A 25412-nucleotide genomic window follows, 5' to 3' on the forward strand; every position below is an offset into this window, starting at 1 on the left:
GTCACGCCTCGTAATAGGGTAAGCGTCGACGAAGACGCGTGGCTGGCCGGGAAATGGCTTGCGCGACGCACTGGCCAATTTCTGCGCAGGCAGTAAGCCCTTGCACAAACGGTTGATCGTGCATCAGCCAGGGAAGTGCGGCGAGCGCAATGCGGCCCCGGACGATATCAGGCGCCTGTAACGTATAGTCATCGCCGACATCCGGTATTTCCTCACTCGTGGATTGCAGTTGATCCCGCAGCGATGGAAATGGCAGATCTTTAATTTTTAACGCTTTCTGGCCTCTGGCATCGATAAAAACGTCAAACTTATAGGTTTCGCCCTGAGCGCGTATCACCGTCATTTTCTCTTTTTGCTCTAACTGATAATCCTGACCGAGCGCGCGAATATTCAGGATCCCGGCCTCACGCAGCGCCAGTAATCTACGGATCGACTGTGAAGGAATGGCTGCATAGTTATCGATAAAGACGCGAGCAAGTCCATTGTTAAACCGCTCTCTGTCTTTCTCATCCAGCCACGGGACAATTTCCTGTACGGCCTCATGCAGTCGCAGAATAGCGTAACGCCAGGCAACCGTGTGTTTTTCACGTTTATTGCGTTCGACTTCTTCAAGATTGGCTGCGGCCCAGTGAAACGGATCGTGCTTTTTACGGGCAGCGAACCAGACATCTGTAAAGCTGTCGGCGTTCAGGGAAGAGAGGGCGACTTCTTTGCTCCAGACAGGGTCTGCCAGCTCAATTTCTTTGACTATGAGCATAAAGATCCTGTCCAGCAGCCCAGCAGAACCAACTGCAATACATTGTTCCAGTGCCTCAGCAGTCACAATGGAGAGTGGTTCGTAGGGGAGAGGGCAGTAAAAATCGGCTTCCGGTAGAATGCCAGAACGGGACATGAGGAGAATGTTGAGATCCTGACTGCCTTCATTTCTTTCGAAATGAACACCCTGCGCATCATCTAATACAAACCTACCGTGTTGTGCGACGACGGCCATAGCCGCATCAATAGCGCTCAGCGACGTACCCAAAATTCCTACATTACACGCCGGGATTTTTGCCTCCATAAGCCCGGTCCACGGACTCGGGAAGAAAGTGCGTGATGCGCTTTGTGCGTCAGGCCAGACGTGACCCGTGGCGATGACAGCAAGATCAAAGTGCTCCGGGTCGTTATGATCGCTGCAAATAACAACGCCATCCGTTGTGGCTTTGACATCCTTGACCTGACAGGATTCGTGTACGGTGATGTTAAACCCCTGTTTGTCCGCAAGGTCTACAAGGCGTAAAAACTGGTCACGAAAATATTCACCGAGCAGAATTCGCGGCAGAAATTGTCGGTCATGCAGCGAGGCGTGTTTCACGCCATAACGGGCTAAATGTTCAACGCTTTGTTGGCGTAACCAGTCAAGATAAGAAGAGGTAATGGGGGGTATTTCAATACTAGCGATATTTGCCAGCATCAATCGCGAGTTTTCCTCATCGCTATAGGGCATGCCTACCCCAGCTTCATTCGATTGTTCGTAGAGGCTAATTGAAAGCGGGGTTTGATGCTTGAGAAGCGCGAGTAACGTATAGATTCCTGTCGGTCCCGTACCGACGATAGCGATCTTGTTCATCTTATCCACCTGATATTATTTTTATGCCCTGTGATCGATGTTCTGTGTCGGCATTGTGCCGAAAACAAGCGAAGCAGGATAAGTGTGGTCGATAACGGCGCAGGAGACAAACGGGATAGACAGCAAGAATAGCGAAATCGCTCAGGACGGCAACAACAATTAGGGGATTTTATCGAGAATAATATAAGGAGAAAGGCACCACATCAAAAGTGATATGGTGCGTCCGAGTGGACTCGAACCACCGACCCCCACCATGTCAAGGTGGTGCTCTAACCAACTGAGCTACGGACGCAATATGGTGCGTTCAATTGGACTCGAACCAACGACCCCCACCATGTCAAGGTGGTGCTCTAACCAACTGAGCTATGAACGCAACGTTGTAGGTGACAACGGGGACGAATATTAGCGGCACAGACCGAATGAGGCAAGAGGGAAATCGCATTTTTCTTCCGGATCTCACGCGTTTGCAGAGTAATTAAGCAAGTTGATTATATTTTGTTGATTTTGCAGCGTGTTTTTTATTCAGGGGGCGATGGACTGGACATTAGTGGTTGACTGATATCCGAAAAGTTGTTAGTGAAAAAAAAGCCTGCATGGGCACGGACCCTGGCAGGCGTAAAGAAGAGAATTCGAACTTTTTATAATGAGGCGTAATAATAAGATAGTTACATCTCACTCTCTTAATAGCGGTTATGCTATTGAAAAACTTAAGCGTAACCACATTTTTCAAGTTTAGCGGGAGTTATCAGTCATCCTGTATTTTTCTATTCGTGTTCAGAACACCGGTAAACCCAGCCCTTGTTTCACTTCTCTTAATGTCTGCTGTGTGACTTCGTGCGCCTGTTCACTGCCTTTTTTCAGCATCGCCATCAGCATGCCTTTATCCTGAATGTAAGTTGCCCGACGCTCGCGCATCGGCGCGATGAGTTCTTGCAAGCACATCTCCAGCTCATTTTTGCATGCCCTGTCACCTAATCCGCCGCGCTGATAATGCGCTTTCATCTCCGCCACTTTGATTTTATCTGGGTGAAACGCGTCGAGGTAGGTGAATACGATATTGCCGTCAATCTGCCCCGGATCGGACACTTTCAGATGGTTAGGGTCGGTGTACATTGCGCTGACGGCGCGATGAATGGTTTCCTCGCTGGCGGACAACAGAATTGTATTACCTAGTGATTTCGACATCTTGGCGTTACCGTCGATACCGGGCAGACGACTGGTTTCACTCAGCAACGCTTTGCAATGCGACAAGACTGGGGCAGGTAACAAGCTATTCATTTTGTGCACGATTTCATTGGTCTGTTCGATCATCGGCAGTTGATCGTCGCCGACCGGAACCACTTCAGCTTTGAAGGCTGAAATATCTGCCGCCTGACTGATGGGATAAACCAGAAAGCCAACCGGTAACGAGCGGGCGAACCCTTTCTGCGCAATTTCGTTTTTGACCGTAGGATTACGTTCCACGCGCGCCACGGTAACGATGTTCATATAAAGCGCGGTCAGTTCGGCAAGGGCGGGCAAGGCCGATTGCAAACAAATGGTGGTGAGTGAGGGGTCTATGCCCGCGGCGAGATAGTCAGCCAGCACTTCGGGAATGTTGTTTTGGATCTTTTGTGGCGTACTACCGTTATCGGTCAGTCCTTGCAGGTCTGCGACCAATATAAACTGCTGATAATCGTACTGCAGCGTGGCGCGTTGGCGCAACGAGCCAACATAGTGGCCGAGGTGCAGCGGGCCAGTAGGACGATCGCCAGTGAGGATGATGGTTTTGTTGTTCATATAAGACTCCTTGATCGTAAAACCGAAAGGGGTCTTCAAATGCAAATAACCGCCTTTCGGCGGTTATTTAAAATGGGGGAAACACATTCTGACCGCCTTTAAGAAGGCAGCCACCACAGATTATGAGTAAAAGTGTTGATATCGTGTCTGGTGTTCATACGGTCAACTTACCACTACCTGACGTAGAGGTAAAGCAATGCGCCGACAACTGACATAGTTCAGCTTGCTTCCAGCATGCCAAAGCTCACAATGCGCGAGCGCCCCAGTTCTTTTGCGCGATACAGCGCGACGTCTGCGGCACGCAGCAGATTATCGCTTTGGGCATGCTGCGGGTAGCTGGCAACACCGATAGAGACATCCACGTGACCGATATCGGATACGCCAAAGCGCAGTGACAATTCGCGTACGCCGTTGTAAATATCCGTCGCAAAGCTATTGGCCGCCTGTTCATCCGCACCTGCCAGCAGGACCAGAAACTCTTCGCCCCCGTAACGGAAAGCCATGCCGCTGTCGTGGACAACGCGCTGAATAATGGCGGCGATACTTTTTATCACACTATCGCCCGCCTCATGGCCAAAGCGATCATTGATGTTTTTGAAATGGTCGATATCGATCATCAGGCAACTGATCGGTTCTTGGGTACGAACTGCCTGGCTCATCTGGGTACGGAGAGTATCTTCAAGATGATGACGATTGCGCAGACCGGTTAGGGGGTCGTATAGCGCTTTCTCCAGCAGCGCATCGCGCAAGCGTTGGTTGGCTAATGCCAGGCCGAGTGCTTCTGCCATCAGTTCCAGGTAGGCGCGAGATGAGGTGGAATCCTCGCTGAGATTCTGGAATGAGAGCAGGCCGATGGCTTCACCCTGGGCAATCAGCGGCACGCATAAGGTCTGCCGCTGACACGACTCAGGCAGATGGTAACAGGCGATATCCGGTTCGTCTTGTACCGGTGGATGGCTCTGGCCACGGCGTACCGCCCAGCATTCGTCCGGGTGAAAAGCATCGGCTTTACCCTCTGGTGAGAGCCACTGCGCAACGCAGCGCATCTGCCAGGGCTCCCGATCCAGTATGTACAGTCGGCCGGCGATACCTGGAGCAATATTCGGCGCGAACAGTTCCGCCACATTAATAACATCGGCAAAACTTTCGCACCCCTGCAGACGCTGCGTCATGCGCGCCAGCAGTTCGCGGATCCCCCAGTCGGCGTCTCTCTCTTTCTCCAGCCGCTGACGGGCCAGCCCGTTCTCGCGAAAAATCCGGATCGCCTGGGCCATATCGCCAATTTCATCGATCTGGTTAAAGCTGGGTGTCTCGACAGCATAATCTTGCGATGCCAAACGGTTAACTACATCGCTCAAACGCACCACCGGGCGCAACACACGGCGCTTCAATATAAACCCAAGAACGAACAAAAATAGCAGCGCCGTAAGACCGACCATCACTTCAGAGGCTGTGCGCAGTGTACGTGACGCCTGAGTGGCATCTTCAATGGCATTGAGTACACGGTTGTCGAGCAACTGGCGGAAATGGTCAATCCGGTCCTGTGCCCGCTCCAGTTCCTGTTCATAGGTTTTGCTGAAGAGCAGGGCAATCGCTTGTGTGTGCTCTCCCCGCGCGACGCTGGCCAGCGCTGCAGTTTGTTCGTCCTGCAGAGCATCAACAATCTGCAATCCTTCATGCAATAGCGCCAGTTCTTCACCTGTCGCTCCGGCATCTTTCAACGCTGCCAGGCGATGCTCAACGGCTTTCAGTGACGCCTCTTTCTGACGATAGTTGTTCAAAGCATCAGGGTCTTTACTGACCACGTAGAGACGCGCCATATCAGACAGCGACCAGGCATCGAGTTCCACTTCTTCGGTCAGTTGGTCAAATTTATAACGTTGTTCCACCACCTGGCGTTCGGTGTTATCGGCGTTGGACGCCATCAGCATGACAACGCCGGAGGCGATGGTCAGGCATACCGTCGCGCTGTAGGCCCAGTTGGTGATTGTGGCTATTCGCACTGATTAGTTCCTTCTGCGACGATTAATCAATTAGCATGATTGAAATTATAGGAAACGTATGATTTTGCGTGAAAATAAAAAAGGCGGCTCTGGGCCGCCTTCTGTTATCGTCCTGACATCATAAATCTGGAGGATTTTTTCCTTCTTCCATAAAGGCTTCGTCGATACCTTCCACGTTACCGGCATGATCGCGCCCGGAAAACAGGTTCCAGCAGGTAATGAACAGCGCGGCGATCAGGGGGCCAATCACAAACCCGTTAATGCCGTAAATCTCCATCCCGCCGAGGGTGGTTATCAGAATCAGGTAGTCCGGCATTTTGGTGTCTTTTCCTACCAAAAGCGGGCGCAGGATGTTGTCCACCAGACCGACGATAATCACGAAGAACCCGACGATAAACAGCCCTTGCCACAGTTGGTGCGTAGCGAAGAGGAATATGGCTGCGGGTACCCAGACGATTGCCGAGCCGACGGCAGGCACCAGAGAGAGAAACGCCATTAATGCGCCCCACAGAACGCTGCCGTCGATATCCACAATCGCAAACGCGATGCCGCCAAGAATCCCCTGAACTAAAGCCACAACTGCTGTGCCCTTGACGGTTGCGCGCGTTACACCGACAAATTTGGCGAACAAATGCTGTTTGGCAAAATCAGAAAGCGGTAATGAGTCCAGAATCTGGCGTACCAGATAAGGTCCATCTTTTAACAAGAAAAACAGCAGATACAGCATGATGCCAAAGCTGATGGCAAAGCCGAATGTCCCTTTACCGATCAGGAACGCGCTGCCCGCAAGGTACTGGCCGCCTTGCAACACAATGTCGGACAGCTTTTTCTGGATTTCTGCAACATTATCCAGATTGTGTTCTGCGAGGAATCCTCGCGCCCAGCCAGGAAGATACGAAAGAATAGAGGTGACGACTTCGGGAAACTGCGTGTCGTTTTGTTGCAGTTTGTTGTACACCACATTGAGTTCAATGGCCAGCGATGACAGGATCACCATGAGTGGGATAAAGACAATTACACAGATAATGGCGATGGTTATTAACGATGCCAGCCCGTTGCGTTCGCCAAGTGCGCTGCGCAACCTGTTTTTTACCGGGTTAAAAATAGTCGTTAAGATCGCGGCCCACAAAATGGCGGAAAAGTAGGGGGACAGCACGTCGAAGAACGCCCAGGTAACGAGGGCAAGTATGAAAATGAAGAAACCTTTGGTCAGTCCGTTAAATCGCATCGGTGAATCCTGTAATGAGAAGCAGTCCCGACTATAGAACCGTTCTGAGGATTTACCAACTTTTGCTGAAGATCTCTGCTCAATACTTGCGGATACCGACTCACGTAAGCTCAGAGAGGATATCGTCTCATCATTTTTTTTAAACAGGTAATGAAACAGGTCATTTCCGTAAAACCTACATAGTGGGGCAACAGTGTTGTTGCCCCACTTTAGCGGCCAGGGATATCCGTTCTGATTTAGCCGTGTCTGATTTTCCCATCAATTCCCGGTTGAGGTTTACCAAACAGATATCCTTGTGCGAAATCACAGCCCAGTGCCTGAAGTTTTTCCAGTTGTTCCTGTGTTTCAACGCCTTCTGCAACAGCCTTCATATTAAGGGATTTCGCCATGCCTGTAATGAGTTTGATAATATTAAGGGCATCGTCCTGGGTAGATAGTGAATGTACAAAGGACTTATCTATTTTTATTTTATCGAAGGCCAGCCGGCTCAACCGGGAAAGAGAAGAATACCCGGTACCAAAATCATCGATGGAGATTTTCACGCCCAGCGCCCTGAGTTTATTCAGCGTATTCATCGGCGTATTACTCTCAGTAAAGATAGAGGATTCAGTGACCTCCAGTTCAAGGCGTTGAGCGGGGAGTCCTGTTTCTTTCAGAATAGTCAGCACTATTCCGGCAAAGGCTTTGCTGCTTAGCTGTACCGGCGAGACATTGACTGAAATTTTGGCCGGAATCGTCCAGGAAGCCGCTTCCGTACAGGCAATTTCCAGCACAAATTTTCCCATCTCGTTAATCATGCCTGTTTTTTCAGCAACAGGAATAAAGCTATCCGGCGACAGGAGGCCCTTTAGAGGGTGAACCCAACGAATAAGGGCTTCATAGCTGTAAATTTCCCGGCTGAAAGAATCCACAATAGGCTGATAATAAACCACGAATTCTTTATTCACTATGGCCATCGCCATATCATGCTCAAGCGTTCTGCTTTCTTGCAGCTTTTCTAACATCCATTGCCGGAAGACTTTTATCTTACCTGAACCTTCATTTTTGGCTTCATACAGGGCCAGATCTGCAAATTTATAAAGATAATCGGAGCGGCGTTCTGTTTCTGATATAACAATCCCAACACAGGTAGTTATGTTTATAATTGTGTTATAAATCGTGTAGGGTTGGCTGATAAAATCGCATATCTTTTGGGCGCGCGAAACGGCCTGGCTCTCTGTCAGACCACTTGAGAGAAACGCAAACTCATCTCCACCTAAGCGATACAGCGTATCTGAAGTGTGGCTCATTGAAATCAGACGGTCCGATATCTGGCGTAATAAAATATCACCGGCATCATGACCATAGGTATCATTTACCTCTTTGAATCGGTCTAAATCAAACAGCATCACAGTCACGGAATCGTTGTTTTTTTCTGCCATCTCGATTGTTTGATTTAAATTCCCCCAGAAGAATTGGCGGTTATTCATATCAGTAAGCGAGTCATGGTAGACGTCATATTCCAGTTTTGCATTCTGGATTTGCAACTTTTCTTTAGAATTCTGAAGTTCTTCAGCGAGACTCTTTACCTGAAGATGCGCTCGCAGAATATTTCTGTTCTGAAAGAATATCAGTACACCCAGTATCGCACTCAGTATGATCAGCAGAACAGAGGTTGCCGAGTAAATATAGTACAGCGTTTGAATTTTAAGGTTGGCGTTATTGATCGAGTTAACATCCTTATTTAACGCACCGGATGAAAGGCGGCCAAGTTGCGAATCCAGCGCATGCATTTTTTTCAGGTATGCCTGGAGTTCTGAACGGTTCATTTTCTCGAGGTTAACGTCCAGATAGTTAAGCGTATTTTCAAGTTTTAACGCCAGTTCACTGTGCGCCTGATTGCTCGCTATATAGTGCCCTAAATCACCTTCTTTTATCAAATCACTCTGGCTAAGCATAATGTCGAGGCGCAGGCGTACCTCATCGAGGCCCATCGTTTCATCGATAGTGTAAAGACCAAGCAATGATTCGAATCGGTAATATTGCGATACCATTTGCGCAGCGGACCATGAATCGGTGTAATGCGTTAATTTCTGTAACTCTTGCTGCCTTTCATGCACCAGGAAGGAAATATACCCAGTAGATATAAAAAGAAAAAATATGATGCCAGCCAGTATTCTGTTCATGATGTTCCTCTGAACGCTTACTCAATATCCATTCTACTGACCTGCCATGCTGACCTTGAGTAATAAATCTGATTATTCAGTTCAGATATGCTGTCATAGGGATACACAATGAATAACGGCCCTTTATCACGGATTTGCATATATTTTCCGTTGATTTTTAAAGCAAGAATGACATTGTACTTCTTGAAATCATTGAGAGGGATAACGGTGGTGTAGTCATTGAGCGCAGTAACTTTTACAACCGTGCCTTTCGCCCCAACAAAATCCATGAGCTTTTGTAGTGGAATACCCGAAAAAGTCGTGCGTCCATTATACCAGGGAGAAGTGGTCTGAAAACTTACCATGCCCAGTTTCTCGAGGCTGGCGGTATCAAAAGTGGCTTTCCCGTCTTCATTTGTATTTTCTATATTACCGGACACGGTTAAAAGGACTTTGCCCGTAGGTTTGGAAAGTTCACCCGCCCAGAGCTGTGTGGAGACGACCAAGCTTAACAACATGACAAATAACCGCATTCTGACCTCACCTGACTTCCGGATGTAAAAAGATTATAATTTAGATATTATGCTATTTATATATACTGTATGGACATTATTTTACAGTACGCCTTTTTGTTTTTTAACTTAATGAAATCAGTGGGTTAGTGTGGGGCCATTTTATGCATTGATTAAGTAAGGCCGATGCTGTCATTTAAAGTACCGCTAAAATTTACCTCGTCTGTATAAAAATAAGCTATCAATTCAGTCAGCGCAAATAAATACCTACGAATGCCAAGGTTTATTTTTTGCAGTCATAAGGTGACGTTTTTCGTTGGATGATAATTTCTGGCTGTAAAGCAGCCCCGTAAGTGGGCTTGCTGCGTGCCAGCAATGATTGACAGGCAAGTTGAGGCAGTTATGCCTGTCTGAATCAGCTTAATCGCGCATGTGTGCCGACTGGCGCGCATACAGGTAAGCGGTGGCTCGCGACACGCCTAAATGCTGCGCGACGGTATCCATTGATTTTCGTACGTTCAGCAAACCTTCTTTACGGAGTTGTTGAATCAATAACTTACGGTCTTCAGGTTTGAGCGCGCGCGCCGTGGTCGCGCGTTTAGCGGCAAAGTCATCAATACGCTGGCGAATAACTTCATTACTACCGGGATCGATATGTTCTTTTATGGGGGAGTCTTCGGTTTCAGTAAATTGTGCAAGCGCGCTCTGTATACCCCGAAACAACGTCATATCAACATTAAGGCACAGCGCCGCGACGTATTTACCGTCCTCATCCTTGATACCAATGGAAGTGCTTTTTACCGGACGACCATCAGCAAACTGATTGCTGTAGTTGGCGATGATGCTGGGAAAGTCTGGTGATGCTATGCGCGCCAGACCCAGTTCTGTTGCTGGTTGGCCTGGTTTACGTCCGGAAAGATTATTATGGATGGACAAAATGGCATGTTCAGGTTTTTTGAGGTCGTGAACAACCACTTCACAAAAGGGAGAAAAGGTCTCGCTTAACCCTCTGGCGATAGTATCAAGTTGGCTGAGAAGCGAGTTATTGTCGGTTTTTGGCATGCCAGTCTCCTGCAGTGGTGGCTTTTGCCACGATGACGAGCAGTTTACAGTGAGCAGGGCTCGCTTTTCCAGACGGGAATGTACAGACAGGAATAAGGTATCTGCATGGCAGATACCTTGCTTATCATCCAGCCAGCAATTCACCATAGCGGCTGATGTCCACGTTTCCACCGCTGATAATAATGCCGATTTTCTTACCCTGAAGTTCAGATTTCCGTGCTCTGGCGGCGGCAAACCCCAGACAGCCAGTTGGCTCTACGACGATTTTCATTCGTTCTGCGATAAATTTCATCGCGGTGACTAATTCAGTATCTGAGACAGTCAGAATATCGTTCACGTTTTGCTGAATAATCGCAAACGTATATTGCCCAAGGTGTTGAGTCTGAGCGCCATCGGCTATGGTTTTCGGTGTATCAATATGAACAATGTTGCCGCTGCGAAACGACTGCTGACCGTCATTGCCTGCCTCAGGTTCTACGCCATAGACCACACAGTCAGGGGAAAGATGCCTCGCTGCCAGTGCGGAACCGGATAGCAGGCCGCCGCCACCCAGACATACGAAAAGGACGTCTAACGGTCCCACTTCCTCAATCAACTCTTTCGTTGCGGTGCCCTGGCCCGCAATAACGTGCGGATGATCGTAAGGAGGGATCAGCGTCAGCCCTTGTTTCTCAGCCAGGTCCTGACCAATTTTTTCTCTGTCTTCAGTATAGCGATCGTAAATCACTACATTTCCGCCATACCCTTTGGTCGCGGCAACTTTGGCAGCCGGGGCATCATGCGGCATGATAATTGTCGCCGGAATCCCCAATAATTTTGCCGACAAGGCTATGGCTTGCGCATGATTCCCCGAAGAAAAGGTCACGACGCCCGCAGCCCGTTGTTGTGGCGTGAACTGGCGTAGCGCATTCATAGCGCCGCGAAATTTGAACGCGCCCATTCTCTGGAAGTTTTCGCATTTAAAGAAGACTTCAGCGCCAAATTCTTCATTAACCGTGCGGGACGTCATTACCGGCGTTTTGTTGGCATAATCTGCGATGCGCTCTGCCGCAGCGACAATATCGTTATAATCAGGCAGTGTCATATCAGTCATTTTTATTCACCTGTATACAGTTATAAATCAGGCCTGTGGGGCCAAAGCCATCGCTTCGATTTCTACGGCAAAACCGTAATGAAGTTCGGCAACGCCAGCGACAGCACGGGCAGGGCGAAAATCACCGATCCACTCACCATAGATCCTGTTAAATGTCGGCCACTGGTTGATATCCGTCACATAGACACGCACTGAAACCAGATGTTGCCGCGAGACTCCAGCACCAGCCAGACAGGCATCGACATTTTGTAAGGCCAGTCTGGTTTGTTCTTCAAAAGACGCATCGGCTTTTTTTTCGCCATCCAGGGTGACTGGCAGTTGCCCGGAAATGAACACAAAACCACCTGCCGTTGTACTGTGCGAGTAATGACCCGCCGGGGGGAAACTTCCTGGTGAAGCATTGAGCGTAATGTCTGGGGACATAAGCGATCTCCTGTGTTTTTGGTAATTCAATTTGTATAAAATAATACTGTTTGTATTATTTATACGCCTTCATGCTCCGGTCGGCTAGTGATAGTTTTCATGGGCGTTGATTTTGTGAACTAAAACAAACGTGACACACGCTATATAGCGGATGTTGGGATATGAGTGAGGGAAAAACTGGGGGAGGAGGTATCGCCCCAGAACGGGGCGTTTAAGCCAATAACGTTAGCCAATATGACCGTGGTTAATCTTACTCAATGGCTCATTGATATCGAAGATTTTGAAAAACACTTCTTCCACACCCAGATGTTTCAGGCGGGCAGTATGTTTTTTGATATAAGCCTGTGCGGAGTCTTGATCCTGAAACAGATAGATGCCGCCAGCTTCATGATTGGCTTCGTTCTCGGTCCAGATTTTCCAGATAAAGCCCGGCTCCTGATTGATGGATTCGGCCAGTTCGACAAGTTGTTGCGACATCTCGGCGCCAAACGGACCATGAAAATTAAAGTGAATCTGCACCAGTTTGTTCGACATATATCCTCCCTGGATTGGGTTGTGTAACGGATAAGAGGGTTAGCGTAGCAGCACTTTACCCGTCAGGTAAGTTGTTGCCTGCCCGCCAATATAAACGCGAGAGTCCGCCAATTGACAGCGTAAATCTCCCCCGCGTTCAGATACCTGACGCGCCAACATTTCTGTTTTATTCAGTTTTGCGGCCCAGTAAGGAATGAGCATGCTATGCGCCGAACCCGTGACGGGATCTTCTGCAACGGCCTCGCCCGGGCAGAAGAAACGGCTGACAAAATCATATTCCCCGTCGCCAGGCGCGGTAATACAAACCATTTTGCCTAGTGGAACCATGGCGTGGATATTCGGACGTACAGCCTCGACCTGGTGCTGATCCTCCAACACCACCATGTAATCGCGCCCCACGCGAACTTCTTTATATTCTGCGATGCCTAACGCTTCCAGCAGTAAGGCGGGCGGTACGACAGGCTCGCTTTGCCAGGCAGGAAAATCAAGCGTCAGCCATTCACCGCTGCGTGTGACCATCAGCGGACCTACAAATCGGGTGGCAAAATGGATCGTCGTGTCCGGGTAATCCAGATGTTCGAAAATCACATGCGCCGCGGCAAGCGTGGCATGCCCACAGAGATTAATTTCTCCCTGCGTGGTAAACCAACGTAGCTCAAAGCCATTATCATTGGCGACAAAGAAAGCGGTTTCCGACTGGTTATGCTGCTGCGCCATTTTTAATAATGTTTCATCGGGCAGCCAGTCCGTGAGGGGACATACAGCGGCGGCATTACCTGCAAACGTCGTGGTGCTAAAGGCGTCTACCATATAAAAATCGATTTGTTGCACTGTGTAACCCTCTCTTTGCACTCGGGATAACCTCCACTCTACCATGTAATGATTGCCATTAGTTACGCGGGTCGATTCGCCAGTGCAGTGAAAATTCGTTATCATCCGTGCCCACATTCCATCCAGGCCGTCTGATGTCTACAATCCTTGATACCTTTATTGCCCCGCCTTGTCATGACCAGATAGAGATTCTCTATCAGGACGAGCATCTGGTGCTTATCAATAAACCCACAGGGCTACTTAGCTTGTCGGGGAAAAATCCGCAGAATCTCGATTCGGTACATCACCGGCTGGTACAGATTTATCCCGGTTGCACGTTGGTCCATCGGCTTGATTTCGGCACCTCCGGGCTGATGGTGGTGGCACGTAACAAGGGTATTAACGCCGCGCTGTGCCAGCAGTTTAGTCAGCGCATGGTGACGAAGGTATACAGCGCGCTGTTATGCGGGCATTTGGAAAACAATGCAGGGGTTATCGACGCAGCGATTAGCAAAGATCCGGCGCGGTTTCCGCTGATGACGATTTGCGCCGTTAACGGCAAGCCCGCGCGTTCGCGTTATCAGGTTGTTGAGCGTTTTCTCCATCGCCAGAAGGACGGGGGATTACTCCCCTTAACGCGGGTACAACTGACGCCTGAAACCGGGCGTACCCATCAACTCCGGATCCACTGTCAGCAGTTGGGACATCCTATTTTGGGGTGCGATTTGTATGGTGGGCGTTTGCTGCCAGGTACTGAACTCACCCCGCGACTGATGCTGCATGCCAGCGCATTGCGTTTCAGGCATCCTGTCAGCGAACAGTGGGTGAATGCCGAAAACGCCAGTCCCTTTTGAAGGCGTAAAAAAGCCGCCTGACGGCGCAATACCGTTCAATTAAGTATGTATGGTGAACATGTGATTCGTGATCAGGATTCCGTTCACCTCAGCCGTATCACTTCTCTAAAGCACAGATACCCGTGAACGTGCAAGGGAGGCTCACTGCCGCCTCCCTTGCATCCCAGGCTCCCGGCGGGAAAATCGTCGCTGCGCGATTATTCGCCCCATCCCTGGGGCTCACCCCTTTGGGGCCAGCGCAAGCACTGTTCAAAATTGCTCCCGGCAATTTTGTCATTCGCCTTATGCCGTCTGCCTGTCGGGTCGGGGCCGAGCCTGCGTCCATGCAGGCCGTCCCCTCTGTCCGCATCCCTGCGGACAGCCCCGGTCAGCCGTCAACGACTCATCGATTTTCAGCCGGACATGGGTCATCGCTTCAACGCTCTGACTTCCAGTTAAATCTGTTTTGCTGTTTAAACAAAAAACGCAAATGGTCAGGTGTGGGCTGGTCCGGCTGAAAATTGCCGACGTGTTTCCGTAAGGCCGGGAGAGCCAGCATGGATGCTGGCTCAGGGCGCGCTTTGCAGGGACGCTACCTCGGGCCCGGCACGGTAGCCTGGAGGAATGAGCGGAGGGGACCGCGGAGCGGCAATTTTCCCGCCGGGAGCCGGGATTGTAAAGGGCGTGGCGAAGAACGCCCTTTACACGTTCACGGGTATCGATGCTTCAGAGAAACGATGAACATGAGGTGAACGGAATCCTTTCTCTGGGATGGCATATTCATTACTTCCGCCAACACAGGTTGATACTTCCTGAAACTTAAGCGTTAACTGAACGGCATTGGCCTGACGGCGGCTATTGTGAGCTTATCGTGCAGCGCGTTGCAAAATGACGGCAGACGGCTGGCGTTGCAGATAACGCATCCGTAGCATCATTAATACGGCCGCAGAGGTCAGACCGATAATAAAGCCCATCCAGAAACCTGCAGGTCCCATCCTGTCGACCACCAGATCGGTAAGCGCCAGAATATAGCCGCTTGGCAGACCCAGCACCCAGTAGGCTGTAAAGGTGATAAAGAAGATAGAGCGCGTGTCTTTATAACCGCGCAGGACACCGCTGCCAATAACCTGGATAGAGTCCGATATTTGATACACCGCGGCCAGCAACATGAGTTGCGCCGCCAGAGCGACAACTTCCGGATTATCGTTGTAGAGCAGGGCAATGTGCTCACGGAAGGTCACGGTGAAAATCGCCGTTATTACCGCCATGCAGACACCAACGCCCAAACCCGTTCTGGCCGCCGTTTGCGCCTCAAGCGTGGAACCTTGACCCAAACGATAACCGACACGAATAGTGACGGCGGCAGCCAGCGACATCGGCAAAACGAACATTAACGAACTAAAGTTCAGCGCGATTTGGTGCCCGGCCACATCGACGATCCCCAGCGGGGAAACCAGTAGCGCAACCACAGCAAACAACGTCACTTCAAAAAATAACGCCAGCGCGATGGGTAAACCCAGCTGTACCAGACGCTTCATCACTGCAGTGTCTGGCTTCTGGAATCCTCGCTCATTACGGATGTCACGCATTGAACGCGCGTGTTTGACGTAAGACAGCATGGCGGCAAACATCACCCAGTAAACCGCCGCCGTGGCCACGCCACAGCCTACGCCGCCAAGTTCCGGCATACCTAAATGACCATAGATGAAAACATAGTTAACCGGGATGTTCACCAGCAGGCCGATAAACCCCATCACCATCGCCGGTTTAGTCTTGGCCAGGCCTTCGCATTGGTTACGGGCTACCTGGAAAAACAAATATCCCGGCGCGCCCCACAGCAATGCACGCAGATAACCGACGGCTTTATCGGCCAGCGCCGGGTCGATGTTATGCATGGAGCGGATGATATAACCCGCATTCCACAGCACGACCATAATCAAAACGGAGACGCTACCAGCCAGCCAGAATCCCTGGCGTATCTGATGGGCGATACGATCGCGGCGGCCGGAGCCATTGAGTTGGGCGATTACCGGCGTCAACGCCAGCAGGAGTCCGTGGCCAAACAGAATAGCCGGCAGCCAGATCGACGTACCAATGGCGACGGCCGCCATATCCGTCGCGCTGTATCCGCCCGCCATGACGGTATCGACGAACCCCATTGCGGTTTGAGCGATTTGCGCAAGAATCACCGGTATTGCCAGAGCTAATAACTGACGCGCTTCACTTACATACTTTTGCACGTGTACACCACTATATTGTTGTTATTTGAGAGACTAAAAAAGCCGCCTTATATGGCAGCAAGGAGAAAAAGCTGGGGAATTTTCAGTCTATTGTAGCGAGGAATACGTAATTCTCCAGTGAAAAAACAGGCAGCGGTGGCGCACTGCTGGCAACCTGAATTTCCACCTGCTATTGTGCTGGGCAGAGATGTCTTAATTGAGTTCAGGAGTGAGAAGTATGTTTACGGGTATTGTGCAGGGCACCGCAAAATTGGTGTCCATTGATGAAAAACCAAATTTTCGTACGCATGTCGTGGAGTTGCCTGAATATATGCTGGATGCGCTGGAGACCGGCGCATCGGTTGCCCACAATGGCTGTTGTCTGACGGTAACCGAAATCAACGGTAATCACATAAGCTTCGATCTGATGAAAGAGACGCTGCGTATCACCAACCTGGGCGACCTTAAGGTCGGGGATATGGTTAACGTTGAGCGTGCGGCAAAATTCAGCGATGAGATTGGCGGGCATTTAATGTCGGGCCATATTATGACCACCGCCGAGGTGTCGAAAATACTGACTTCGGAAAATAACCGGCAGGTATGGTTTAAAGTTCAGGACCCATCGCTGATGAAATATATCCTGTATAAGGGGTTTATCGGCATTGACGGCATCAGCCTGACGGTCGGCGAAGTCACGCCAACGCGCTTTTGCGTGCATTTGATCCCGGAAACGCTGGAGCGTACGACGCTGGGTAAGAAAAAGCTGGGCGCGCGGGTTAATATCGAAATCGATCCGCAAACGCAAGCGGTTGTTGATACCGTTGAACGTGTGCTGGCTGCGCGTGAAAGCGCCATCAGTAACATAGCGGGCGAGGCCTGAGTCCGGCCTGAAACAAAATGCCCCCGTGAGTACGGGGGCGGCAGCCATTAGCGGGGGACGCGCAGACCGTGTTCGACACCGCGGGAGAAAACCACCTGCCAAAGCTGGATATCGCGAGCACGAAACGCACCGGCGCAGGCGTTCAGGTAATAGCTGAACATCCGTTTAAAACGCTCGGTATAGTTATCGGCGATTTCAGGCCAGGAACGCATGAAGCGTTCGTGCCATGCCATCAGCGTGGTATCGTAATCCGCGCCAAAATTATGCCAGTCTTCCATCACAAAATGCGGCTCGCTGGCGTTGGCAATCTGGCGAACTGACGGTAAACAGCCGTTCGGGAAGATGTATTTATTGATCCACGGATCAACATTATTGTCGGTTTTATTCGAACCGATGCTGTGCAGTAAAAACAGACCGTCCGGCTTTAAATTGCGATCGACAACGTCGAAATAGGTGTTGTAATTTTTCGGGCCGACATGCTCAAACATGCCGACGGAGACAATGCGATCAAATTTGTCGTTCAGGTCGCGGTAATCTTGCAGCAAAATGGTGACGTCCAGTCCCGCGCAACGCGCTTGCGCCATTTTCTGCTGCTCTGCTGAGATGGTCACACCTACCACGCTCACACCGTATTGCGATGCCATAAAATGGGACAAGCCACCCCAGCCGCAACCAATATCGAGCACCCGCATTCCCGGCTTTAACTGCAATTTTTCGGCAATCATTTTTAACTTCGCCTGTTGGGCAGATTCCAGGGTATCGGCATCTTTCCAGTAGGCGCAGGAATACTGCATGTAAGGATCAAGCATGCGGCTAAAGAGGTCGTTGCCCAGATCGTAATGTTCTTTGCCGACAACCCAGGCGCGCTTCTTGGTCTGTAAATTAAACAGTCGTGCCGTGGCGATACGTAAGGTATCTTTGAAGTGGCGGGGGAGTTGATTTTCAAGCCCGGCGCGCAATACCTTGGTGAAAAATATGTCCAGCCGATCGCACTCCCACCAGCCATCCATATAGCTCTCACCCAAACCTAACGATCCTTCCTGCAGTACGCGTTTGAAAAAATCGGGGTTCTTGACACGAATATCCGCCGCAGCCGAACCATTAATGGTAATGCCTGCACGGCTCAATAATTCATTGGTGATGCGGTACCAGTCATCATCCGGTACGCTGACGTCTTCTATACACGATGAACTCATAGCTTCTCCATCACTGGTCGGTGATCAGAACCTTAAAACAGCGTAGACGCTTTTTTGGGCTTTGTGAGAAATCTCACGGAATTAATCCGCGAATCTTTAATCCGACGTAGAACAGAGGAAGGGAGGAACCCTTACCGAAAAGGCCATCCGTGGAAAAACGGGAACGTTCTTGTCCCCGTTAATACCTAAAAATTATCGTTTTTGTAACAACTGGAAATCAGTATAAGCCTGATTTTTTGACGATTCAATAGAAAATTGTTAGCGGGCTAACTATGTGCCCGCGACAATGATTAGTGAGACTCACCGTGGGCAATTTGCGCCCGGTCATCTGTTTGACGGGTGTTATCGGTCTGCGATTGCATTTTGTAACCGAAGGCTGCCAGCAGCACTGTTGTCAGCATCACGCTGGTGGTGGTGAGCAGCGGGGTGGCGATCAGCCACGACACCACAAGACTTGCCAGGAAGCATAAACCCAGTTGCAGCGTATTTTGCAATGCGGCTGCGCGTCCTGTGGCCTGTGGGAAAGGACGTAACGCCTGAGCGACAACGATAGGATAGATTGCGCCGTTGGCAATCGCCATTACGCAGAATGGGATCAGAATTTCAGCCAGCGCAACATGATGAATAAAGCCGGTAGCCCAGGTGGCAACAACGCTGATGGCATAAAGAATCAGTAACCATGGCAGCATCTGACGACCTTGCCATTTTTGCAGCGCCGCACGGCAACCGTAACCACCAATTAAGAAGGCGATAGTTTGCGGAACATAGCTCAGGCCAATCACTGCCGGGCTGTAGCCCATTTCGCTAAGGATAAACGGTGAACCCGTCAGCCATGCGAAAAAGCTTGCGGAGCAGGCGGCATAAATCAGTACGTTTCCACGATAAGCTTTCGAGCGCAACAGTGTGGCGAAAGTCAGTTTATCCTGGCTGTCGTCGCGTGCTTTAACCGTCGGTTTTAAACGCAGGGCCGGAAGCATCAGAATCAGGGTAATAGCAAACAGGGTGGCGAAAATGGCCTGCCAGGATAAATGGACCAGAATCCAGCTGCCCAATAACGGCGCGAGAGCCGGTGATAACCCGACCAGCGGCATAATGGTGGCAAAGATGCGGTTTACTTTTTGTGAAGGGTAATAGTCTGTAACCAGCGCCTGCCAGATAACCGACGCGGCACAGACGCCAACGGCCTGAATAAAGCGTAGCGCCAGCAAACCAGTGGCGTTTTCAACCCACAGCATACCCAGACTACCCAGCGCAAAAATAGATAAACCCAACAGTAAAATCGGTTTACGGCCATAGCGGTCTGAGAGCGGTCCCCACAGTAGTTGTGCGACGGCGAAACCCGCTAAAAATAAACTTAGGCTGGCGCTGACGGCAGATGCAGGTGTTTGCAGATCGGACTGAATCGCGGCAAAGGCGGGCAGATACATATCCGTCGCCAGAAAGCCGAGCACGCTAAGGCCCGCCAACCAGACTAAAAAACCTTTCCCAGGTTGCATCATCATTTCTCTTTTTTTAGCAATAGAACAATGCCGCTGAGTGTAGTGAGTGAAATTCACGCTGTGAAACGCTAATATTTGCTTACTGATTTCAAATTTTTTGTAGGCAGAATATGTGGTCGGAATATTCACTTGAAGTGGTTGATGCGGTTGCGCGCAACGGCAGTTTCAGTTCAGCCGCGCAGGAGTTACACCGCGTACCTTCGGCGGTAAGCTACACCGTGCGCCAACTGGAGGAGTGGCTGGCTGTACCGCTTTTTGAGCGACGCCATCGCGATGTGGAATTAACGCCTGCCGGCGCGTGGTTTTTAAAAGAAGGGCGCTCTGTTATCAAAAAAATGCAGATCACTCGTCAGCAATGTCAACAAATCGCCAACGGCTGGCGAGGACAACTGGCAATCGCGGTAGATAACATTGTCCGTCCCGAACGTACCCGGCAGATGATTGTGGATTTCTATCGCCACTTTGATGATGTGGAACTGCTGGTTTTTCAGGAAGTCTTTAATGGTGTCTGGGATGCGCTTTCCGATGGGCGTGTGGAGCTGGCTATTGGCGCCACACAGGCCATTCCGGTAGGGGGGCGCTATACCTTCCGCGACATGGGCATGCTGAGCTGGAGCTGCGTGGTGGCCAGCCATCATCCGCTGGCGTCAATGTCGGGGCCGCTAAGCGATGATACGTTGCGCAACTGGCCGTCACTGGTGCGCGAAGATACCTCGCGTACATTGCCGAAGCGTATAACCTGGTTACTGGACAACCAAAAGCGCGTTGTGGTGCCTGACTGGGAATCTTCCGCAACCTGTTTATCTGCGGGATTGTGTGTAGGCATGGTACCAACACATTTTGCCAAGCCGTGGATTGATAGCGGTAAATGGGTGTCGCTGCAGTTGGAGAATCCCTTTCCTGATGCCGCGTGTTGTCTGACATGGCAACAGAACGATACCTCGCCAGCACTGAGCTGGTTGCTGGACTATTTAGGTGATAGCGAAACGCTGAATAAAGAATGGTTGCGGGAGCCAGATGAGGCCCCCGCACAACAGGCTTAACGACGATAATCGCGGAATGGACCGTCAGCAACGGAGCGGCGTTCTACCAGGCGCGGATGAACCTCGATAGACTGCGACTCTTCGCGTTTATTCACGATGCGGTCTAACAGCATATTAAAGGCCGTTTCACCCAGTGAATCCTTAGGCTGGTGAATGGTGGTTAGCGCTGGCGTGAAGAAGCGGGCGTTGCGCACGTTATCATAACCGATGAGCGAGACATCCTGCGGTACGCGCAGTCCCATCTCATCAGCGGCGCACAGCGCGCCCATCGCCATGATATCGCCACCGCAGAAGACGGCGGTCGGACGATGCGACTGTGAAAGAATTTGCTGCATGGCGCGATAACCGGATTCAGGTTCAAAATCGCCCTGTACAATCCAGTTTTCGGGAACCTTAATCAGCGCTTCTTCCATCGCTTTCATAAAGCCAGCCAGACGACCGGCCCCGGTATTCCGCTCCATCGGGCCCGGGATCGCGCCAATCTCGCGATGGCCGCGTTCTATCAGATACCGACCCGCCATGTAACCGCCCTCGAAAGCGTTATCAATGACCGTATCGGTAAAATCAGCTTTAGCTTCGCCCCAGTCCATGACAACCATCGGAATATGGCGATACTCTTCGAGCATCGAAAGCAGCGATTCCGGATACTCAGAACACATCACTAACAGACCATCAACGCGCTTTTGCGCCATCATCGACAGATAGGCCTGCTGCTTTTCAAGACTGTTCCATGCGTTGCCCAGAATCAGGGTATAGCCTTTCTGGAAACAGTTTTTCTCAACGGCTTCGATAATTTCGGCGAAATAGGCCGCTTCGCTGCTGGTCGCCAGCAAGCCGATAGACTTGGTGTGATTCACCTTCAGGCTGCGTGCAACTGCGCTTGGAGAATAGTGCAGCTCTTTGATCGCCGCCCAAACCGCATTACGCGTTTCTTCCGCGACAAAGCGCGTCTTGTTAATTACGTGTGATACGGTTGTAGTGGAAACGTTTGCTCGCTTCGCTACATCTTTAATTGTTGCCATTACATCTCACTCCAGACCATATCCTAAGCTCCTGAGAATACTCCAGGTAAACGTTTGCCTTCACACACCCTTAACGCAACGTAGGGGTTGCGGCACGCCGGGAAAACGACACGGAACGTCAGGAAGGGGTCAATGGCCGGTACGCTAATCAAGTAAGCGTGGAATTTTGTCTGATCTTAACGAAAAGGGGAAGAGTTAAAAGCAGTTATCAATATAAATCGTGAGAGATTTTTGCTTTCAAGTGTGTAAAAATGCGCAATATCACTTTTTGTGTGGGAATAAAAAGGAGAAAACTTGATGAGCACCGATCTGAAATTTTCGTTAGTGACTACCATTATTGTTCTGGGTTTGATCGTCGCGGGTGGCCTGACCGCAGCGCTGCATTGATTTCCCCGAGGGAGTTAGCTCTCCCTCATCCTTTCCGCATCTATTCCCCCTCTATTGTTTGCGAATAAGCAAAAGTCTTTTGCAATTTTGTTAACTTTATTAATTTTGCGATCAATGTCATGCTTTTGACTCTTATTTTATGTCGCGCCACGGCTCGACGTTACGGAGTCGATATATGAAAATCAATTATCCCTTACTGGCGCTGGCGATTGGCGCGTTTGGCATTGGCACCACCGAATTTTCGCCAATGGGATTATTGCCCGTGATTGCCAAAGGGGTGGATGTCTCGATTCCCGCGGCCGGGATGCTGATTAGCGCGTATGCGGTTGGCGTGATGGTGGGGGCTCCGCTGATGACACTGCTGCTGTCCCATCGCGCGCGACGTAATGCGCTGATATTCCTGATGGCTATTTTCACGCTGGGCAACGTGCTTTCCGCTATCTCGCCGGATTACACCACGCTGATGCTGTCACGTATTTTGACCAGTCTTAATCACGGCGCCTTTTTTGGTCTCGGCTCTGTGGTCGCCGCAAGCGTGGTACCTAAACATAAGCAAGCCAGTGCCGTGGCAACCATGTTTATGGGGTTAACGATTGCCAATATTGGCGGTGTTCCCGCGGCGACGTGGCTTGGTGAGACAATCGGCTGGCGGATGTCGTTTATGGCGACGGCGGGTCTGGGCGTCATCGCTATGGTCAGCCTGTTCTTCTCATTACCGAAAGGTGGGGCAGGAGCGCGCCCTGATGTCCGCAGCGAACTGGCGGTACTTATGCGCCCACAGGTGCTGTCGGCTCTGCTGACCACTGTGCTGGGCGCAGGCGCGATGTTCACGCTTTATACTTACATCTCGCCGGTGCTGCACAGCATTACCCATGCCACACCGGTGTTTGTGACCGGAATGCTGGTATTAATTGGCGTCGGATTCTCGATCGGAAACTATCTTGGCGGCAAACTGGCGGATCGTTCTGTCAACGGTACGCTTAAAGGCTTTTTGCTGTTGTTGATGGTTATTATGCTGGCCATTCCCTTCCTCGCGCGTAATGAGCTGGGGGCGGCGGTCAGTATGGTCGTCTGGGGCGCGGCGACGTTTGCGGTGGTTCCGCCGTTGCAGATGCGGGTGATGCGCGTTGCCAGCGAAGCGCCAGGGTTATCATCGTCAGTCAACATTGGCGCGTTTAACCTGGGAAATGCGTTAGGTGCGGCAGCCGGTGGGGCGGTGATTTCCGGTGGTCTGGGCTACAGTTTTGTACCCGTGATGGGAGCGATTGTGGCGGGGCTTGCGTTACTGCTGGTCTTTATCTCGGCAAGAAGGCAATCTGAAGAAGTCTGCACTGCCTCCAGCTAAGGCTAAAACGCAGAAGGGGGGCCCTTCTGCGTTATCATTTTATGCTGCGAAGTTCTTCGCAACAAATTCCCAGTTCACCAGCGCCCAGAAGTGCTCCAGGTAGCCAGGACGGGCATTGCGATAATCGATGTAGTAGGCGTGTTCCCATACGTCAACGGTCATCAGCGGCGTCGCGTCGGTCGTCAGCGGAGTTCCTGCGTTGGAAGTAGAAACGATAGCCAGTTTGCCATCCTTTCCTTTAACCAGCCAGGTCCAGCCAGAACCGAAGTTTTTGATAGCGGCATCGGTGAATTGCGCTTTGAAATCCGCAAAGCTGCCAAAGGAGGCGGCAATTGCATCGGCCAGTTTACCGGTCGGCTCGCCACCTGCGTTCGGCGCCAGGCAGTTCCAGTAGAACGTGTGGTTCCATACCTGTGCAGCATTATTGAATACACCGCCTTCAGAGCTACGAACGATCTCTTCCAGTGATTTACCTTCAAACGCCGTGCCTTTGATCAGGTTGTTCAGGTTGGTCACGTAGGTTTGATGGTGTTTGCCATAGTGGTATTCCAGCGTTTCGGCAGAAATGTGCGGTGCCAGAGCATCTTTGGCATACGGTAATGCAGGTAATTCAAACGACATTGCTTCTCTCCTTATTATTTATATTGAGTACACACAATAGCCTCATTGTGAGTAAGGATAGGGTAGCAAATTGAAAGGTTATGCAAAAGAAGAACTTACCCTACAGCATGTTCTGTAGGGTAAGTTTTTAGCGAATTGTTTTTGGTGTCATTACCCGACGCGCGCCGACATAGTGGCGCTGCCAGTAATCTTCGCTCAGAGAAGTGATTTGAATTTCCTGACCGCTGCGCGGTGACTGAATAAATTTACCGTTACCCACGTAAACACCGACGTGATCGGCTGTGCCGCGACCTTGCGTGCGGAAAAAGACCAGGTCACCGTTTTTCAGCTCGCCACGTTCAATCGGTGCGGCGTCACGCAGGTGGTACATTTCATTCGCCGTACGCGGAATGCGGAATTTAACCAGATCTTTATAGGCGTAATAGACCAGACCGCTGCAATCAAAGCCGGTTCTTGGCGAAGAGCCGCCCCAACGGTAAGGTTTGCCGATTTGGTTCATCAGGGTGGACATAGCGGTTTTCGTCGCTTTCTGCACTTTGACTTTATGCGCCTCAGCAAGCGTTGTCGGTGCGGCGGTTTTCACTTTCACACAGCGCGGCTTATGACCTTTGCGCGGCGTGCATTTTTCAGTCCAGGTAACGGCAGCGGTTTGTGCTGCGGCATTTTTACTGCGACGGTTTACCGTTTTAGTCGATTTTACCGGAGTGGCTGTGCGTTTTTTAGAAGAGGAGGCTGTTTTGCTACTGGTTTTGCTGGTGGTTTTTGTCGCCGATTTCTTGTTGGTCCTGGCTGTTTTTTGGCTGGTTGTTGCGCTTTTCTTTTTATCTACCGTTTTGACGGTGTGGGAACTGGTAGGTGTCGTCCTGGCCTGCTTGGAAGCATGCGCCATAGGCGTAAAAGGCAGTGTAGTAAAAAGTAAAGCACAGAGCGTGATCGAGATTCGGTTTATCCGCGCCACTGAGCAGTCCTCTGTTAAGGCAGGTCTATCATACCTGCGTGTGATTTTCAAAACTTGATGATTCTAATCTATCGAAACGGGGAAAGTTAATAGCTTTTTTTGTTTAACGCGGCGTTTCGTTACCGACCGCAAAAAAAAACAGCAAATCAAAGTGTAGCCGGTGAATAAATAATCAAAACCATACACTTCGAGCGGGTAAGTAAGATTAAGAA

At 50.5% G+C, this 25412-nt stretch carries 22 protein-coding genes and 2 tRNA genes; 5 read left to right on the forward strand and 19 right to left on the reverse strand.

Annotated elements, in window-relative coordinates:
• Nucleotide 1 precedes the first annotated feature (1 nt).
• The 13 genes from FOB24_RS12485 to FOB24_RS12545 all read right to left on the reverse strand — a co-directional run bounded on the left by FOB24_RS12485 (nt 2) and on the right by FOB24_RS12545 (nt 13218).
• On the reverse strand, nt 2–1609 hold the full coding sequence (locus FOB24_RS12485; RefSeq protein ID WP_121528998.1) for an FAD-NAD(P)-binding protein: 1608 nt from the start codon (nt 1607–1609) through the stop codon (nt 2–4).
• Nucleotides 1610–1824: 215 nt separating this feature from the next.
• Nucleotides 1825–1901 (reverse strand) — tRNA-Val (locus FOB24_RS12490).
• 4 nt (nt 1902–1905) lie between these two features.
• Nucleotides 1906–1982: transfer RNA gene (locus FOB24_RS12495), tRNA-Val, on the reverse strand.
• A 401-nt stretch (nt 1983–2383) separates the two neighbouring features.
• Complete coding sequence (gene trpS / locus FOB24_RS12500) at nt 2384–3388, reverse strand: tryptophan--tRNA ligase (protein WP_137347227.1); 1005 nt, start codon at nt 3386–3388, stop codon at nt 2384–2386.
• Between the two features lie 218 nt (nt 3389–3606).
• On the reverse strand, nt 3607–5391 hold the full coding sequence (locus tag FOB24_RS12505) for a diguanylate cyclase (RefSeq protein WP_150344984.1): 1785 nt from the start codon (nt 5389–5391) through the stop codon (nt 3607–3609).
• A gap of 118 nt (nt 5392–5509) precedes the next feature.
• Complete coding sequence (locus FOB24_RS12510) at nt 5510–6619, reverse strand: AI-2E family transporter (RefSeq protein WP_150344985.1); 1110 nt, start codon at nt 6617–6619, stop codon at nt 5510–5512.
• Nucleotides 6620–6855: 236 nt separating this feature from the next.
• A complete protein-coding gene (locus FOB24_RS12515) occupies nt 6856–8784 on the reverse strand; it encodes a putative bifunctional diguanylate cyclase/phosphodiesterase (protein WP_150344986.1) in 1929 nt (642 codons plus the stop codon).
• 17 nt (nt 8785–8801) lie between these two features.
• Nucleotides 8802–9296: a molybdopterin-dependent oxidoreductase gene (locus FOB24_RS12520; RefSeq protein WP_150344987.1), complete on the reverse strand. Its 495-nt coding sequence runs from the start codon at nt 9294–9296 to the stop codon at nt 8802–8804.
• Between the two features lie 399 nt (nt 9297–9695).
• A complete protein-coding gene (locus tag FOB24_RS12525; protein WP_069324208.1) occupies nt 9696–10337 on the reverse strand; it encodes a helix-turn-helix transcriptional regulator in 642 nt (213 codons plus the stop codon).
• 124 nt (nt 10338–10461) lie between these two features.
• Nucleotides 10462–11430, reverse strand: coding sequence for a threo-3-hydroxy-L-aspartate ammonia-lyase (locus tag FOB24_RS12530; protein ID WP_087856341.1), 969 nt, complete (start codon nt 11428–11430; stop codon nt 10462–10464).
• A 27-nt stretch (nt 11431–11457) separates the two neighbouring features.
• Nucleotides 11458–11853: a RidA family protein gene (locus FOB24_RS12535; RefSeq protein ID WP_069324206.1), complete on the reverse strand. Its 396-nt coding sequence runs from the start codon at nt 11851–11853 to the stop codon at nt 11458–11460.
• Nucleotides 11854–12078: 225 nt separating this feature from the next.
• Nucleotides 12079–12387 carry a monooxygenase gene (locus FOB24_RS12540; protein ID WP_038640354.1) on the reverse strand — a complete coding sequence of 103 codons (309 nt, stop codon included), beginning with the start codon at nt 12385–12387 and terminating at the stop codon, nt 12079–12081.
• A gap of 39 nt (nt 12388–12426) precedes the next feature.
• On the reverse strand, nt 12427–13218 hold the full coding sequence (locus FOB24_RS12545) for a PhzF family phenazine biosynthesis protein (protein WP_087856342.1): 792 nt from the start codon (nt 13216–13218) through the stop codon (nt 12427–12429).
• A 134-nt stretch (nt 13219–13352) separates the two neighbouring features.
• On the opposite strand from FOB24_RS12545, the gene FOB24_RS12550 reads away from it, so the two are divergent.
• On the forward strand, nt 13353–14051 hold the full coding sequence (locus FOB24_RS12550) for an RluA family pseudouridine synthase (protein ID WP_150344988.1): 699 nt from the start codon (nt 13353–13355) through the stop codon (nt 14049–14051).
• 845 nt (nt 14052–14896) lie between these two features.
• Here the strand turns inward: FOB24_RS12550 and mdtK are convergent.
• Nucleotides 14897–16270 carry a multidrug efflux MATE transporter MdtK gene (mdtK, locus tag FOB24_RS12560; RefSeq protein WP_038640359.1) on the reverse strand — a complete coding sequence of 458 codons (1374 nt, stop codon included), beginning with the start codon at nt 16268–16270 and terminating at the stop codon, nt 14897–14899.
• A 217-nt stretch (nt 16271–16487) separates the two neighbouring features.
• Here mdtK and FOB24_RS12565 point away from each other — a divergent pair, with 217 nt between their 5' ends.
• Nucleotides 16488–17129: a riboflavin synthase gene (locus FOB24_RS12565; RefSeq protein WP_038640361.1), complete on the forward strand. Its 642-nt coding sequence runs from the start codon at nt 16488–16490 to the stop codon at nt 17127–17129.
• A 47-nt stretch (nt 17130–17176) separates the two neighbouring features.
• Here the strand turns inward: FOB24_RS12565 and cfa are convergent, their stop codons facing one another.
• Nucleotides 17177–18325 carry a cyclopropane fatty acyl phospholipid synthase gene (cfa, locus tag FOB24_RS12570; protein WP_085049407.1) on the reverse strand — a complete coding sequence of 383 codons (1149 nt, stop codon included), beginning with the start codon at nt 18323–18325 and terminating at the stop codon, nt 17177–17179.
• A 290-nt stretch (nt 18326–18615) separates the two neighbouring features.
• Nucleotides 18616–19821 (reverse strand): purine nucleoside transporter PunC, encoded by a 1206-nt coding sequence (gene punC, locus FOB24_RS12575; RefSeq protein ID WP_087856345.1) that lies wholly within the window; start codon nt 19819–19821, stop codon nt 18616–18618.
• A 113-nt stretch (nt 19822–19934) separates the two neighbouring features.
• Here punC and punR point away from each other — a divergent pair, with 113 nt between their 5' ends.
• A complete protein-coding gene (gene punR, locus FOB24_RS12580; RefSeq protein ID WP_038640367.1) occupies nt 19935–20867 on the forward strand; it encodes a DNA-binding transcriptional activator PunR in 933 nt (310 codons plus the stop codon).
• On the opposite strand, the gene purR is transcribed toward punR, so the two are convergent.
• Complete coding sequence (gene purR, locus FOB24_RS12585; protein ID WP_038640368.1) at nt 20864–21889, reverse strand: HTH-type transcriptional repressor PurR; 1026 nt, start codon at nt 21887–21889, stop codon at nt 20864–20866. The genes punR and purR overlap by 4 nt on opposite strands.
• A gap of 297 nt (nt 21890–22186) precedes the next feature.
• Between purR and cydH the strand changes: the two genes are divergently transcribed.
• Both cydH and FOB24_RS12595 read left to right on the forward strand, forming a co-directional pair.
• Nucleotides 22187–22276 carry a cytochrome bd-I accessory subunit CydH gene (gene cydH / locus FOB24_RS12590; RefSeq protein WP_003029209.1) on the forward strand — a complete coding sequence of 30 codons (90 nt, stop codon included), beginning with the start codon at nt 22187–22189 and terminating at the stop codon, nt 22274–22276.
• Between the two features lie 175 nt (nt 22277–22451).
• The gene (locus FOB24_RS12595; protein ID WP_150344990.1) at nt 22452–23621 is read left to right on the forward strand and encodes an MFS transporter; all 1170 of its coding nucleotides are present in this window, start codon (nt 22452–22454) and stop codon (nt 23619–23621) included.
• A 39-nt stretch (nt 23622–23660) separates the two neighbouring features.
• On the opposite strand, the gene sodB is transcribed toward FOB24_RS12595, so the two are convergent.
• Both sodB and FOB24_RS12605 read right to left on the reverse strand, forming a co-directional pair.
• Complete coding sequence (gene sodB, locus FOB24_RS12600) at nt 23661–24242, reverse strand: superoxide dismutase [Fe] (RefSeq protein ID WP_137351554.1); 582 nt, start codon at nt 24240–24242, stop codon at nt 23661–23663.
• A gap of 127 nt (nt 24243–24369) precedes the next feature.
• Nucleotides 24370–25200, reverse strand: coding sequence for a C40 family peptidase (locus tag FOB24_RS12605; protein WP_150344991.1), 831 nt, complete (start codon nt 25198–25200; stop codon nt 24370–24372).
• Nucleotides 25201–25412 lie beyond the last annotated feature (212 nt).

It is taken from the genome of Citrobacter werkmanii (assembly GCF_008693645.1).
Taxonomy (GTDB): domain Bacteria; phylum Pseudomonadota; class Gammaproteobacteria; order Enterobacterales; family Enterobacteriaceae; genus Citrobacter; species Citrobacter werkmanii.

Excerpts from the sequence above, each read along its gene's own strand:
- FOB24_RS12565 (WP_038640361.1), top strand. The coding sequence starts at position 16,488 with ATGTTTACGGGTATTGTGCAGGGCACCGCAAAATTGGTGTCCATTGAT.
- cydH (WP_003029209.1), top strand. The coding sequence starts at position 22,187 with ATGAGCACCGATCTGAAATTTTCGTTAGTGACTACCATTATTGTTCTG.
- sodB (WP_137351554.1), bottom strand. The coding sequence starts at position 24,242 with ATGTCGTTTGAATTACCTGCATTACCGTATGCCAAAGATGCTCTGGCA.
- FOB24_RS12510 (WP_150344985.1), bottom strand. The coding sequence starts at position 6,619 with ATGCGATTTAACGGACTGACCAAAGGTTTCTTCATTTTCATACTTGCC.
- trpS (WP_137347227.1), bottom strand. The coding sequence starts at position 3,388 with ATGAACAACAAAACCATCATCCTCACTGGCGATCGTCCTACTGGCCCG.
- punC (WP_087856345.1), bottom strand. The coding sequence starts at position 19,821 with ATGCAACCTGGGAAAGGTTTTTTAGTCTGGTTGGCGGGCCTTAGCGTG.
- FOB24_RS12535 (WP_069324206.1), bottom strand. The coding sequence starts at position 11,853 with ATGTCCCCAGACATTACGCTCAATGCTTCACCAGGAAGTTTCCCCCCG.
- FOB24_RS12530 (WP_087856341.1), bottom strand. The coding sequence starts at position 11,430 with ATGACTGATATGACACTGCCTGATTATAACGATATTGTCGCTGCGGCA.
- FOB24_RS12540 (WP_038640354.1), bottom strand. The coding sequence starts at position 12,387 with ATGTCGAACAAACTGGTGCAGATTCACTTTAATTTTCATGGTCCGTTT.
- FOB24_RS12520 (WP_150344987.1), bottom strand. The coding sequence starts at position 9,296 with ATGCGGTTATTTGTCATGTTGTTAAGCTTGGTCGTCTCCACACAGCTC.
- FOB24_RS12550 (WP_150344988.1), top strand. The coding sequence starts at position 13,353 with ATGTCTACAATCCTTGATACCTTTATTGCCCCGCCTTGTCATGACCAG.
- punR (WP_038640367.1), top strand. The coding sequence starts at position 19,935 with ATGTGGTCGGAATATTCACTTGAAGTGGTTGATGCGGTTGCGCGCAAC.
- FOB24_RS12515 (WP_150344986.1), bottom strand. The coding sequence starts at position 8,784 with ATGAACAGAATACTGGCTGGCATCATATTTTTTCTTTTTATATCTACT.
- purR (WP_038640368.1), bottom strand. The coding sequence starts at position 21,889 with ATGGCAACAATTAAAGATGTAGCGAAGCGAGCAAACGTTTCCACTACA.
- FOB24_RS12525 (WP_069324208.1), bottom strand. The coding sequence starts at position 10,337 with ATGCCAAAAACCGACAATAACTCGCTTCTCAGCCAACTTGATACTATC.
- cfa (WP_085049407.1), bottom strand. The coding sequence starts at position 18,325 with ATGAGTTCATCGTGTATAGAAGACGTCAGCGTACCGGATGATGACTGG.
- FOB24_RS12595 (WP_150344990.1), top strand. The coding sequence starts at position 22,452 with ATGAAAATCAATTATCCCTTACTGGCGCTGGCGATTGGCGCGTTTGGC.
- FOB24_RS12485 (WP_121528998.1), bottom strand. The coding sequence starts at position 1,609 with ATGAACAAGATCGCTATCGTCGGTACGGGACCGACAGGAATCTATACG.